The 12,903-nt window shown below is 54.7% G+C and carries 14 protein-coding genes and 3 tRNA genes; 4 read left to right on the forward strand and 13 right to left on the reverse strand.

What is annotated here, in order from left to right; all coding sequences use genetic code 11:
• Positions 1-50: 50 nt before the first annotated feature.
• A complete protein-coding gene (gene ftnA, locus MC50_RS25440) occupies positions 51-548 on the forward strand; it encodes a non-heme ferritin (protein WP_004864122.1) in 498 nt (165 codons plus the stop codon).
• A gap of 36 nt (positions 549-584) precedes the next feature.
• On the opposite strand, the gene MC50_RS25445 is transcribed toward ftnA, so the two are convergent.
• Positions 585-824, reverse strand: coding sequence for a YecH family metal-binding protein (locus tag MC50_RS25445; RefSeq protein WP_046852191.1), 240 nt, complete (start codon positions 822-824; stop codon positions 585-587).
• 194 nt (positions 825-1,018) lie between these two features.
• Between MC50_RS25445 and tyrP the strand changes: the two genes are divergently transcribed.
• Positions 1,019-2,230, forward strand: a complete 1,212-nt coding sequence (gene tyrP, locus MC50_RS25450; RefSeq protein ID WP_047665242.1) for a tyrosine transporter TyrP — start codon at positions 1,019-1,021, stop codon at positions 2,228-2,230.
• Positions 2,231-2,255: 25 nt separating this feature from the next.
• On the opposite strand, the gene MC50_RS25455 is transcribed toward tyrP, so the two are convergent.
• The 9 genes from MC50_RS25455 to uvrY form a co-directional block, all read right to left on the reverse strand.
• Positions 2,256-2,924, reverse strand: coding sequence for a YecA/YgfB family protein (locus MC50_RS25455; RefSeq protein ID WP_032687321.1), 669 nt, complete (start codon positions 2,922-2,924; stop codon positions 2,256-2,258).
• An 85-nt stretch (positions 2,925-3,009) separates the two neighbouring features.
• Positions 3,010-3,585, reverse strand: coding sequence for a DUF805 domain-containing protein (locus MC50_RS25460; RefSeq protein ID WP_032686895.1), 576 nt, complete (start codon positions 3,583-3,585; stop codon positions 3,010-3,012).
• Between the two features lie 145 nt (positions 3,586-3,730).
• Entirely contained in the window at positions 3,731-4,696 is a 966-nt protein-coding gene (locus MC50_RS25465; protein WP_047665244.1) for a metallophosphoesterase, read from the reverse strand.
• 271 nt (positions 4,697-4,967) lie between these two features.
• Positions 4,968-5,053 (reverse strand) — tRNA-Leu (locus MC50_RS25470).
• Positions 5,054-5,066: 13 nt separating this feature from the next.
• Positions 5,067-5,140: transfer RNA gene (locus MC50_RS25475), tRNA-Cys, on the reverse strand.
• A 39-nt stretch (positions 5,141-5,179) separates the two neighbouring features.
• Positions 5,180-5,255: transfer RNA gene (locus MC50_RS25480), tRNA-Gly, on the reverse strand.
• 151 nt (positions 5,256-5,406) lie between these two features.
• Entirely contained in the window at positions 5,407-5,955 is a 549-nt protein-coding gene (gene pgsA / locus MC50_RS25485) for a CDP-diacylglycerol--glycerol-3-phosphate 3-phosphatidyltransferase (protein WP_004864143.1), read from the reverse strand.
• A 57-nt stretch (positions 5,956-6,012) separates the two neighbouring features.
• Complete coding sequence (gene uvrC, locus MC50_RS25490) at positions 6,013-7,845, reverse strand: excinuclease ABC subunit UvrC (protein WP_047665247.1); 1,833 nt, start codon at positions 7,843-7,845, stop codon at positions 6,013-6,015.
• Positions 7,842-8,498, reverse strand: coding sequence for a UvrY/SirA/GacA family response regulator transcription factor (gene uvrY / locus MC50_RS25495; protein ID WP_032686893.1), 657 nt, complete (start codon positions 8,496-8,498; stop codon positions 7,842-7,844). Before uvrY ends, uvrC begins: the two co-directional genes overlap by 4 nt.
• A 464-nt stretch (positions 8,499-8,962) precedes the next feature.
• Here uvrY and MC50_RS25500 point away from each other — a divergent pair, with 464 nt between their 5' ends.
• Positions 8,963-9,187 (forward strand): DUF2594 family protein, encoded by a 225-nt coding sequence (locus MC50_RS25500; RefSeq protein WP_004864152.1) that lies wholly within the window; start codon positions 8,963-8,965, stop codon positions 9,185-9,187.
• Between the two features lie 66 nt (positions 9,188-9,253).
• Here the strand turns inward: MC50_RS25500 and sdiA are convergent, their stop codons facing one another.
• Positions 9,254-9,976: a transcriptional regulator SdiA gene (gene sdiA / locus MC50_RS25505; protein ID WP_032686892.1), complete on the reverse strand. Its 723-nt coding sequence runs from the start codon at positions 9,974-9,976 to the stop codon at positions 9,254-9,256.
• 145 nt (positions 9,977-10,121) lie between these two features.
• Here sdiA and MC50_RS25510 point away from each other — a divergent pair, with 145 nt between their 5' ends.
• A complete protein-coding gene (locus MC50_RS25510) occupies positions 10,122-11,480 on the forward strand; it encodes a CoA transferase (RefSeq protein ID WP_047665250.1) in 1,359 nt (452 codons plus the stop codon).
• 3 nt (positions 11,481-11,483) lie between these two features.
• On the opposite strand, the gene tcyN is transcribed toward MC50_RS25510, so the two are convergent.
• Together tcyN and tcyL are read right to left on the reverse strand one after the other, a co-directional pair.
• Positions 11,484-12,236 carry an L-cystine ABC transporter ATP-binding protein TcyN gene (gene tcyN / locus MC50_RS25515; protein WP_032686889.1) on the reverse strand — a complete coding sequence of 251 codons (753 nt, stop codon included), beginning with the start codon at positions 12,234-12,236 and terminating at the stop codon, positions 11,484-11,486.
• Entirely contained in the window at positions 12,233-12,901 is a 669-nt protein-coding gene (gene tcyL / locus MC50_RS25520) for a cystine ABC transporter permease (RefSeq protein WP_004864166.1), read from the reverse strand. Before tcyL ends, tcyN begins: the two co-directional genes overlap by 4 nt.
• Between the last annotated feature and the right edge of the window lie 2 nt (positions 12,902-12,903).

Raw genomic sequence — 12,903 nt, forward strand, 5'->3', positions numbered from 1 at the left:
TTATAGTGGCGACACCATTATGTTAAGTCTTTATTTTCGGAGCACACGCGATGCTGAAAACAGAAATGATCGATAAACTGAATGAGCAGATGAATCTTGAGCTTTATTCTTCTCTGCTTTATCAGCAAATGAGCGCATGGTGCAGCTACCACAGCTTTGAAGGCGCCGCCGCATTCCTCCGCCGTCATGCGCAGGAAGAGATGACCCATATGCAGCGCCTGTTTGATTATTTGACCGATACCGGCAGCCTGCCTTGCATCAACGCCATCTCCTCGCCGTTTGCCGAGTATGCATCGCTGGATGAGCTATTCCGCGTCACCTACGAACACGAACAGCTGATTACCCAGAAAATTAATGAGCTGGCCCACGCCGCCATGACCAATCAGGATTATCCGACGTTTAATTTCCTGCAGTGGTATGTGGCTGAACAGCATGAAGAAGAGAAATTATTTAAATCTGTTATTGATAAGCTGACCCTCGCCGGTAAAAGCGGCGAAGGCCTGTACTTTATTGATAAAGAGCTGGCGACGCTCGACACGCAGAATTAATTACCCCGGTGGCGAAGTTTCGGCTTCGCCACGAAATTAATGCTGGCAGATTTTACTCTCACGCGTATTAAACCCCGCCTCTACGGCAACAAACTTCCCCTTTTTCTGTAGAAACGCCACCAGCTCCGCCGCGCTTAAATTTTCTGCCGAGCAGGTATGAAAACGTGCATCTGCGCCGAAGCGCACGATGATTGCCGCTTCAAGACTGGCCGTCGAGTAAGGTTCGCCCGAGGCGATCATCATCTGCAGCACTTCATGACCATGAATCGATTGCATAGCTCCTCCTGTAAAACGCCCAGAATAGCCCGGCGGACAGCAGCAAGCTTTGCGCCAGCGCAGCCTTCAGGCGGCCTTCGCGGAGTGTAAATATTTAATTACAACCACTGTAACCCTCATTTGACGAGAATGATAATTTCACATACTCTGCGCGACATATTTTATTGTTAATTCCTTCATGGATAGAGAGAAACGTGAAGAACCGCACTCTGGGTAGTATTTTAATCGTGGCCGGAACCACAATTGGCGCAGGGATGTTGGCAATGCCGCTGGCTTCCGCGGGCGTGGGTTTCAGCGTCACCTTCTGCTTACTGATCGCGCTGTGGGCGCTGATGTGCTACACCGCGTTATTACTGCTGGAGGTCTATCAGCACGTGCCCGCCGATATGGGACTCGGTTCGCTGGCGGCACGTTATCTCGGACGCTACGGGCAGTGGGTGACCGGCTTGTGCATGTTATTCCTGATGTATGCGCTGACCGCGGCCTACATCAGCGGCGCGGGCGAACTGCTGGCCTCTAGCCTCAATCAGTGGCTGGACTGGTCGCTTCCTCCTGCAGGCGGCGTGTTGCTGTTTACCGCCATTGGCGGCGCGGTAGTCTGCCTCGGCACATCGCTGGTTGATCTGTTTAACCGCTTCCTGTTTAGCGCCAAGATCATTTTTCTCGCCATTATGCTGGCGCTGCTGTTGCCACATATTCACCGGATCAATCTGCTGACGCTCCCGCTCCAGCAGGGCCTGGCGCTGTCGGCGATCCCGGTGATTTTTACCTCTTTCGGTTTCCACGGCAGCGTGCCGAGCATCGTCAGCTATCTCAACGGCGATATTCGTAAGCTGCGCCGGGTCTTTATCATCGGTAGCTTTATCCCGCTGGTGGCCTATATTTTCTGGCAGCTGGCGACGCTCGGCAGTATTGACTCACCAGCATTTACCGCGCTGCTGGCGAAAAATGCCGGCCTGAACGGGCTACTGGAAGCACTGCGCGAAGTCGTGGCGTCGCCGCACGTTGAACTGGCCGTGCATCTGTTCGCCGACCTCGCGCTGGCCACCTCGTTCCTTGGCGTGGCGCTTGGGCTGTTTGATTATCTGGCCGATCTGTTCCAGCGCAAAAACAGCCCCGGCGGTCGTCTGCAAAGCGGAGCAATCACCTTCCTCCCACCGCTGGCATTTGCCCTGTTTTATCCGCGCGGCTTCGTGATGGCGCTGGGCTATGCCGGCGTCGCGCTGGCGGTGCTGGCGCTCATGCTGCCCTCGCTGCTGGTGATGAAGAGTCGGAAACAGCACCCTGACGCTCCCTGGCGGGTCGCAGGGGGAACACCGGCGCTGTGGCTGGTGCTACTATGCGGTATCGCGATTGTCGCTATTCAGTTTTGCATCGTCGCGGGTCTGCTCCCGGCGGTAGGATAAAAAAAGGGGCCATCAGGCCCCTTTTTTATTTCGCTAAGCAACACTGCTTATATTTTTTACCGCTGCCACAGGGACAGGGATCGTTACGCCCGACCTTGACTTCATTGCGGATCGGTTGCTGTACGATTTCCGGCTCAGCATGCTCAGTCCAGTATTGGTACAACGAGAGCGCTGCCGGGCGGATGTGGTCTACGCTGGCGATAAACTCATCGACAGAGAGCGCCTCAACCGCCGTAAACTGCGCTTCTGTGCCGTGTAAAGCAATGCTGTCCAGCGCCGACTGCGGCTCTTCCGGCAGAGCAGGCCAGTTTCCGAGAGCGACGCCGCGCATATAGCCGAAGCACCACTCCTCAACAATCGTCAGCTCCTGACCTTCCTCTTCGCGGGTCCCAAACAGCGGTTCAAACTGATCGGGATACTCGTCCAGACGCTCGGCAATGTCGCTCATGTGCTGCAGAGTCAGGTTAACAAAATGGTCACGCTCGCGGTCGTTCGCCCAGCGCGGCACATTGTCCGCTCCGCCCCAGATTGCCAGCAGCCACTGAGCCGGTTCAATCTCTTTCGGGCCGGAGAGAATGGCCGTCAGCAGGCCGTCAAGCTCTGAGACATCAAGGATGGCGCCCTCGGTGGCGTATTTCGACAGGATATCGTCCAGCCATTCAAGTTCGCTTTCGTTCAGGGGTCCGGTTTTCATAAACAGGCTCGTCGTGGTAGAAAAATGGCGCATACAGTAGCGGAAATGCCGGGAGAAAACCACCCGGCAGCGTACTCAGCAAGCGTTAAATGTCTTTAATGATGCTGGCGCGCATCGTTTCGTATTCGCTCTCGGTAATGGTTCCGTCATCGAACATTTTTTTCGCCTGCGCAAGGCGTTCCCGCACATCATCGGCGGAAGAGAGCGGCGCGCTCTGCCGGGCAGCTAGCGGGCTGTATTCACTCTCTTGCTGAATGTCGCCATAGCGGTTGACGCCATCGGTGCCGCGGGCAAACAGCAGCCAGACAGACAACGCCAGCGCCGCCATGCCTCCCGCCGCCGCGATCCATACCCAGACGGCCGCCTCACCGTTATCAACGGTGGCGATAATGCCGATAAAGCCAACCAGCAGAACAGCATAGGGTGACAGCAGCCACCAGCCTGATTTGTTCAAATCATGCAGACGGCGCACCGCAACCGCGATACCGGGGATAATGATGATCAGGCCAAACAGGCCGCCCACGATCGGAATCAACCCCAGTACGGCCGAAAGCACAAAGTTGGCGACGGTAAAAACCACATACTCCTTGCGCGCCGAACGCCCGCGAAAGGTGGCATATTTGCGGAAGCAATCACCGTAGCTTTCAAGCAATGTAGCCATAAGATCCCTCATTTAAATTGTTTTTATTGCCATAACGGCGTTCCGTTCCCAAAGGATAATAGTCCGGCGAACCGGAACGCTATTTTACCGCACTTTGGCCATGCCGCGCCTGAGAAAAATGGGGGGGAAACGCTGAATACCGGCGCTAGCCGGCAGGGTGGCGGCAGGAGGCAGTGGGCTTGCAGACAAAGGTTCCCGTTACCGCGCGTCGCGGGCCGGGTTCCTGAATCCAGGCGTAAAGCGGGTTATCGGCTTTCGCCGCGTTGTAATCGACGCAGACAACACGCTCGCTCAAGGAGTGAGGTTCGCCGGATAACGTGTAGTGACCGATCACCACCGGGACATCTGTGGTGCCAGGAAGGGTCTGCTCCAGAGGAATATCCGGGATCCGGCTGACCATCTCCGCCTGAACCTGGGCTATCTGGCGATAGGTTTTCGCATCATCCCGCCACCAGCGCACACGAATATGGCGGCGCTCGACGCCGGTCTTATCCACGAAACTAAAGCCCGCGGGGAGTTTCAGTTCCGGTCCTTTAAGCACGGTCTCGATCATCCGGAACAGAGGATGCTGTTTATCAAAAGCGGCGACCCAGCTTTCGGGTTTCAATCGATTCTGTTCATCCAGCCACGGCCGTAGCCGGGCAATTGTCTCATCTTCCCAGCAGGCATGTACCGCCCGAATATCGCCATAATCAACAAACAGCGGCAGGGTTTTAAACCAGTCGATCCAGAAATTATGCCGCGGAGTGTCTTCGACAACATCGGCCAGAAACGCCTGATGCTGACGTCGATTATTCGGTGAATGCGGCCGCAAGGGCTGAGCGCTCTGCGGATGGCGCATTGACCAGCCAACGGCATTAAATTCATGATTGCCCATCAGGCATATCGCCCGCCGCGATTCCACTTCCGCCCTCACCCGCTCCAGTACCGCCAGGTGGTCGATCGGCGCCCCAGGCTGATTATCAATCAGATCGCCGACAAAGATCAGTAAACGCGTATCCCGTTGGTACAGAGCATCAAGATGATCCAGCAAAGCGGAGAGCTTATGGTACTGACCGTGGATATCGCCGATGAAGATTCTATGCCTCTCCGGCAGGCCAGAATGCAGCATATGAACACCTTTTTCGAGGAACAGAGATGTTGATGATATCAGTTTCAACGGCCGACCTGGCGGGATTTCGCCCGGCGTAAAATTACCCCGTCATGACATGAAATGACCCGGTATGGCAGGATAATTGCGGTCGCTCCGTCAGGCGGTGGGCCGTGTGACAAAAAGATATAATGCCGCGAGATCATGAAAGGGGGGGATTTCAGAAATGAAAAAACCACCCGTAGGTGGTTTCACGACACTGCTTATCATTGATTTTATTCAATAATCCCAATGGTACCCGGAACGAGACTTGAACTCGTACAGCCTATGGCCGAGGGATTTTAAATCCCTTGTGTCTACCGATTCCACCATCCGGGCTCGGGATGTAAATTGGAGGCGCGTTCCGGAGTCGAACCGGACTAGACGGATTTGCAATCCGCTACATAACCGCTTTGCTAACGCGCCTTAATACTTAAACACCCGCATCTGCCGATGTTTTTAATCTGGAGCGGGAAACGAGACTCGAACTCGCGACCCCGACCTTGGCAAGGTCGTGCTCTACCAACTGAGCTATTCCCGCATTATCAAGCAAATTTGCTAATCACTTGATTTTGTTATCGTCTGGCAAGCTGTGCTGCCGTTCGATGCGTTGCATTCTACTTACCTGGCGAAATGAGTCAACGATATTTTTTAAATCCTTGTGTCGTTTGCTGAAATTTGCGGCGAAACGATCACTGATCAAGCAAATCTCCGCGCGCGGCGTTCAGATACTGCAGCATAGACCACAGCGTCAGCACCGCTGCCACGAGGAACAGGGCGATGCCGGCCCACTCTACCCAGGCGTTTGGTCGCCACAGCATCCACACCAGTGCCGTCATCTGCGCGGTTGTTTTCACTTTGCCGATCCAGGAGACCGCCACGCTGCTGCGTTTACCCAGTTCGGCCATCCACTCACGCAGCGCAGAAATAATAATTTCACGGGCAATCATGGTCGCGGCCGGCAGGGTTACCCACCAGGTGTGATAGTGCTCAACCACCAGCACCATCGCAATCGCCACCATCACTTTATCGGCCACCGGGTCAAGAAAAGCGCCAAAACGGGTGCTCTGATTCCAGCGGCGGGCCAGATAACCATCAAACCAGTCGGTAACGGCAGCGACAAAAAAGATCAGGGCGCAGGCAAAAGGAGCCCAGACGAAAGGCAGATAAAACGCCAGCACAAAGAACGGTATCAGGATGACGCGAAACAGAGTAAGCAATGTAGGGATATTAAATTGCATAGTGACAGGTAACTATCTGTTAGAAGTAAAAATTAGCCCTATGTTGCTACAGAGCCCCTAATGTTTCAACGAGTAGAAGATCTTTTCTGCCAGACCGTGAGATATACCCGGTACTTTGGCTATCTCCTCGACGCTGGCTTGCTGTAACCCTTGCAATCCGCCCATATACTTCAGCAGCATCTGGCGGCGTTTCGGCCCTACCCCTTCGATAGTCTCCAGTGAACTGGTGCTTTTCACTTTTGCCCGTTTTTTACGATGCCCGGCAATGGCATGATCGTGGGATTCATCGCGAATATGCTGAATAACGTGCAGCGCAGGCGAATCAGGCGGCAGGTTAAACCCCTCACCTTCTGGTTCGAAGAATAACGTTTCCAGCCCGGCTTTACGATCGCTGCCTTTCGCCACCCCCAATAAGAGAGGATGCTGTTTGTCCCAGGGCACATCCAGCCCGGCAAAGACGCTTTTCGCCTGCCCAAGCTGCCCTTTACCGCCGTCGATCAAGATAACGTCAGGAATCTTGTTCTCTTCTATTGCCTTACCGTAGCGGCGACGCAGAACCTGGTTCATCGCCGCATAATCATCGCCCGGCGTAATGCCGGTGATATTGTAGCGTCGATACTCGGCGCGCAGTGGCCCGTTACTGTCGAACACCGCGCAGGAAGCCACCGTCTGTTCACCCATAGTATGGCTGATATCAAAGCATTCCATACGTTTAACGGCCGGCAGTTTAAGTACGGTAGCCAGGGCCTGCAGACGTTGATGGATCGTCGACTGTTGGGAAAGCTTCGTGGTCAGGGCCGTGGCCGCATTGGTACGCGCCAGCTTGAGATAGCGGGCGCGGTCGCCGCGTGGTTTCGTCTGAACATTCACCCGACGCCCCGCCAGTTCGGAGAGGGAATCCGCCAGCAAGGTTTTATCGCCAAGATTAAAATCGAGCAGAATCTCTCCCGGCAGAGTACGCATCTGGCTGCCCTGCAGATAGAACTGACCGACGAACGTCTCCACCACTTCGCCGAGCTCAGTACCGCCTGGCACTTTCGGAAAATAGCTGCGACTACCGAGGACCTTGCCCTGACGAATAAACAGAACGTGGACGCAGGCCATGCCCGCATCAAAGGCGACGCCGATAACGTCGAGGTCATCCCCGGTATTCGAGACGAACTGTTTCTCGGTCACCCGGCGTACGGCCTGAATCTGATCGCGAATGCGCGCCGCTTCCTCAAACTCCAGCGCCTGGCTGGCCTTCTCCATCCGGGCAATGAGCTGCGTCAGTACCTGATCATCTTTACCCGCGAGGAAAAGACGCACATATTCAACCTGCTGCGCGTACTCCTCTTCGCTCACCAGGCCTGAGACACAGGGCCCAAGGCAGCGGCCAATCTGATACTGCAGGCACGGACGCGACCGGTTACGGTACACGCTGTTCTCGCACTGACGCACAGGGAAAATTTTTTGTAGCAGTGCAAGCGTCTCGCGAACCGCATAACCATTCGGGAAAGGACCGAAATACTCGCCCCTGGCGTGTTTCGCACCGCGGTGCATTGCCAGGCGTGGATGGGTATCGCCGCTCAGGAAAATGAAGGGGTAGGATTTGTCGTCGCGCAGCAGCACGTTATAGCGTGGCTGATACAGCTTGATGTAGTTGTGCTCCAGCAGCAACGCTTCCGTTTCCGTATGGGTTACGGTCACGTCGATTTGCGCAATCAGTGCCACCAGCGCTTCGGTTTTACGCGAAGCCAGGTTGCTCCGAAAATAGCTGCTCAGCCTTTTTTTCAGATCTTTTGCTTTGCCGACATAGATGACGGTGCCGCCAGCATCATACATGCGATAGACGCCCGGCTGGCTGGTTACCGTTTTCAGGAAAGCTTTTGCGTCAAAAACATCACTCACTGACTTGCTAACGACTCCGCATTGCACAAACCATGACGAATGGCCAGATGGGTCAACTCGACGTCACCGTGGATGTTTAATTTACTGAACATCCGGTAGCGATAGCTGTTCACGGTTTTGGGACTCAGATTTAACTGCTCTGAGATCTCATTCACCTTCTGACCTCTGGTGATCATCAGCATAATCTGCAATTCGCGTTCAGACAAACTGGCAAAAGGCGATTCTGTCTTTTCCGGCTCAATCTGGCTAAGCGCCATTTGCTGGGCGATATCGGAAGCAATATAACGTTGGCCGGATGCCACGCAGCGAATGGCATTCACCACTTCCTGCGGCGCAGCACCTTTACTCAGATAGCCTGCGGCACCCGCCTGCATGACTTTTGCCGGCAGCGGATTTTCGGTATGCACGGTGAGCATAATCACTTTGGTATCGACAATGGAACGCGCAATCTTGCGCGTGGCTTCCAGGCCACCAATTCCAGGCATGTTCATGTCCATCAGAACAACATCAACGGAATTGGCGCGACACCATTTCACAGCATCCTCGCCGCAGCAGGACTCACCGACAACTTTAATCCCTTTTATATCTTCCAGAATGCGTCGTATCCCTGCGCGCACTAGCTCGTGGTCATCAACAAGAAGGACGTTGATCAAAGGAATAATCTCCAGAATTAGGGATAACGCTACGGATAGCTTATCTCATACATATTACCGGGTTTTCTCGTCACTTTAAAAGCCAAAAAAATGCCCTACGGAAAGTTTCTTCCCTGGATATGTCAATTTGTCTGCACAGTAAGTGGAAACTTATAGATAACAGTAAGTTGTATTACGCTTCATTTTTAACATTTGCCCTACAAAAACACCGGCATGGCGCCGCGATAGCGCATTGCTAAATAGGAAACAAAATATGTAACAATAATTAACGATGAAAACACACCAGCGCAAAATTAACCTGCAACGCGCGTGCAGAGTACGTATTATTCAGGCAATTAATGCACCTACACCTCTGATGAGAGAACACAAATTACGCGCTCCTTTTTTTCCCGTCGCTTGTGGTATACTGCGCCGCCTTAACATTTAGTATTGCGCAAAAGCGCCGATAGCAAACGAGGATATCGATGAGCACTCCAGATTTTTCCACTGCAGAAAATAATCAAGAACTGGCGCAGGAAGTGACCTGCCTGAAAACGCTGCTGACGCTGATGCTCCAGGCAATGGGCCAGGCGGATGCGGGTCGGGTGATTATTAAAATGGAAAAACAGATCACGCAGATGGAAGATGAGGCTCAGGCTGCCGTATTCTCCAGCACCGTTAAGCAAATTAAACAAGCTTACCGCCAGTAACAGTCAACCGGCTGTGAGTTCAGCACAGCCGGTCCCCACGTCTGACACGCAGAACACCCTACCTGCTCAAATTAAACCGGTCGCCACCGCGTAACAGGCGATTTGCGTTTTATTTGGCGCATTGAATTTTCGTTGCATATTTTTTTGATGGAAATTAACGGTATTTTCTGAGATAGAGAGAATAATCGCCACTTCAGCCGATGTTTTTCCCTCCGCCGTCCATTTCAATATTTCCAGTTCACGGCGACTAAACTTCATTTCCGGCGGCATGACCATCGCATCTTCCAGCCGCAGTAACGTCAGCAGGCTCAGCTCGGTCAGCGTTCTTAAGCGCATCTCCTGCTCGTCTTCATGAAACGGCCCTGCGCTACGGCTGCGGCCGGAAACGGACAGAAATCCCTGAGCATGATTAGGCAAGGTCAGACACTGGGTAACCCCCTTGTTCAGCCCATGATCTCGTGCACCATCCCACAATTCCGGCGTATCACGAAAGAGTCTGTCATCCCACGGCAGATGGCCACGGAGAAAGTTTTCGGGACGCAATACCGGATCGATAGCAAAATAATTCTCAGCCTGGTAGTGTGTCATCCACGCCTGCGGGTAGGTCGATTGCAGCGTAATCCTGGGCCGGGTAAAAGGCACGGGGTGGCGTACGCAAAGCGCAAAATAGTCATATTCCAGCCCTTCCGTTTGTTGTTGCAGGAGATTATAAACTTCCCCTCCCGTGGTGATTGACTGAAATTGTTGCAGCATTTCCCGCCGCCAGCTGAAAAAATCAATGTCCCTCATAACCGACCAAATAACTCCTGAGTAATAATCATTATTAGAAATACAGAAAACTAACACATAAATCTTATTTATATGTATAAAATATCGTATGCATCGCACTTATTAGACCATGACTGGCGCTCCTCACCCGTTACAGGAGAAAAGTATGTCGGATCCTTTATCGCTAAACACGATATATTCCCGGCTATGGCAGGCCTTTAGTTCCCACCCGGCCCCGGAAGTCGAATTTACCCAGGCGGGGGCGCTGCATTCCTGCTTTGCCGTCACCGATTTTGCCTCAGCGTCTATCGCCGTCGCCGGCGCTCAGCTGGCACAACTCTCAGGTAATCCCTCGCCGCTCCGGGTCGACCGGCGCCTCGCTTCTTACTGGTTTAATCATAGCCTGTATCCTGTAAACCGGCCGCCCCAGTCGCTGTGGGATCCCCTGGCCGGCGACTACCCGACTCAGGAAGGCTGGATCCGTTTGCATACCAACGCAGCCCACCACCGCCGGGCTATGGCACGTGTTTTAGGTGAACACGACTCCCGGGCTTCTCTGGCATCAGCGGTTCGCCTGTGGCAGGCTGAAGCGCTTGAAGAAGCGGTCGTCGAAGCAGGCGGTTGTGCGGCGGCAATGCGCAGCGCCCGACAATGGCAGGCGCACCCGCAGGGCGTGGCGGTCAGTCAGGAACCGCTGCTCATCGAAACACCTTTACCGCCAGGATCCCCCGTCGACTGGCGTTTGGCTCGCAGCAGACCGCTGCTTGGCATTCGAGTACTCGATCTGACGCGGATTATTGCCGGACCGGTGGCCACCCGTCTGCTCGCCGGCCTCGGAGCGCAGGTGCTGCGGATCGATCCGCCAGACTGGTGTGAGCCGACGCTCGCCGAGGAAATCACGCTCGGCAAGCGCTGCGCACGACTGAATATTAAAACAGCGATCGATAAGCAACGTTTAATAGATTTGCTCTGTCAGGCTGATGTTATCGTACACGGCTACCGTGCCGATGCGCTGGACACCCTGGGATTAGATAGTGAGACGCGGGCTCAACTCAGACCAGGGCTGGTCGATGTGTCGCTGAATGCCTGGGGATGGAGCGGTCCATGGCGCAACCGCCGCGGTTTTGACAGTCTGGTGCAGATGGCCTGCGGGATTGCCGCAGCCGGTCAGCGGTGGCGGCAGGCGGATAAACCGGTGCCTCTGCCGGTTCAGGCCCTGGATCATGCTACCGGTTACTTAATGGCTGCCGCGGTACTCAAAGGTCTTTATCGCCGCGCGACCTGCGGCGAGGGTTATCGCGCGCGCCTGTCGCTGGCTCGGGTGGCGGCATGCTTAATGCAGTATCCCACGCCAGACAGCCCCCTCTCTTTTCGTGAACCGCAACGGGGCGATTTCCAGCCGGCGCTGGAGTGGTCAGCTTTCGGCCTGGGCGAACGTCTGCGCTTTCCGTTACAGCTGGCGGGAACACCGGTGGTCTGGTCGCGGCCGTCCTCGCCGCTGGGGACGGCCGCCGCGAGCTGGTAAAAATTACTGCATCAGAAATTTTTCAAGGAACTGGCGGGTGCGCGGCTGCTGCGGGTTGGCAAACAGCGCTTTCGCCTCGCCCTGTTCGACGATACGCCCCTGGTCCATAAAAATCGCGCGGTCCGCGACATCGCGGGCAAAGCTCATTTCATGAGTCACGATGACCATCGTACGCTTCTCCTGCGCCAGCTGGCGAATGGTGTTCAGCACCTCGCCAACCAGCTCAGGATCGAGAGCCGACGTCGGCTCATCAAACAAAATCACATCCGGGCGCATCGCCAGCGCACGCGCGATGGCCACACGCTGCTGCTGACCGCCGGACAGACGACGAGGATAGCTGTTTTCTTTACCGCTCAGCCCCACTTTCGCCAGCAGCTCCCGGGCGCGAACAATGGATTCGTTTTTATCCTCACCCTTGACGATAACCGGCCCTTCAATGATGTTTTCCAGTACCGTACGATGCGGGAACAGGTTGAAACTCTGGAACACGAACCCCACATGCTGGCGCAGGCGGCGAATCAACCCTTTTTGCTGGCTGAAACTGCGCGCGGTATCAATGGTCACATCGCCCACCCGGATGGTCCCGCTTTCCGGCTGTTCCAGCAGATTAATACTGCGCAGCAGCGTCGTTTTACCGGACCCGCTGGGGCCGATGATCGCCACCACTTCCCCCTCCTGGACATTGAGGTCGATACCGTGCAGTACCGTCTGACCGTGAAATTTTTTCACCAGGTTTTTGACTTCAATGGCACTCATTTTGGATCACGCTCCTGGCGATTCAGCTGGTTTTCAAAATAGTTCTGCAATGAGGACAGCACCGTCGCCATCACCCAGTAAATCAGCGATGCGGCCAGATACATGGTGAACACCTCCAGGGTGCGCGAGGTGATCAGCTGCGCCTGACGGAACAGTTCCGGAACCTGAATGGTAGCCGCCAGCGAGGTATCTTTTACCAGACTGATAAAACTGTTGGAGAGCGGCGGCAGCGCCACGCGCGCAGCCTGCGGCAAAATCGCCCGGCGCAGAGTTTGCCACGGCGTCATACCGATACTGGCCGCCGCTTCCCACTGCCCTTTGTCAATCGAGGCAATCGCCGCACGCAGCGTTTCCGCCGCGTAGGCCGCGGTGTTAAGCGACAGACCAATCATCGCCGCCGGGATCGGGTCAAGCTCAATACCAAACTGCGGCAGACCGTAATAGATCATAAACAGCTGGGCAATCAGCGGGGTACCGCGGAAGATGGAGATATACATTCTCGCCAGCCATTTCACCGGCCACAGAGGCGACATCCGCATCAAAGCGAGGATAAAGCCCAGCACCAGGCCAAAGAACATACCGCCGATGCTCAGCTGTAACGTAAACACCGCGCCTTTCAGCAGATAAGGCGCGGAATCGATAACCAGTTGGATACTCTCTTGCATTC

Origin of the sequence: Klebsiella planticola (assembly GCF_000783935.2) — a bacterium.
In the GTDB taxonomy this organism is placed as follows: Bacteria; Pseudomonadota; Gammaproteobacteria; order Enterobacterales; family Enterobacteriaceae; genus Klebsiella; species Klebsiella planticola.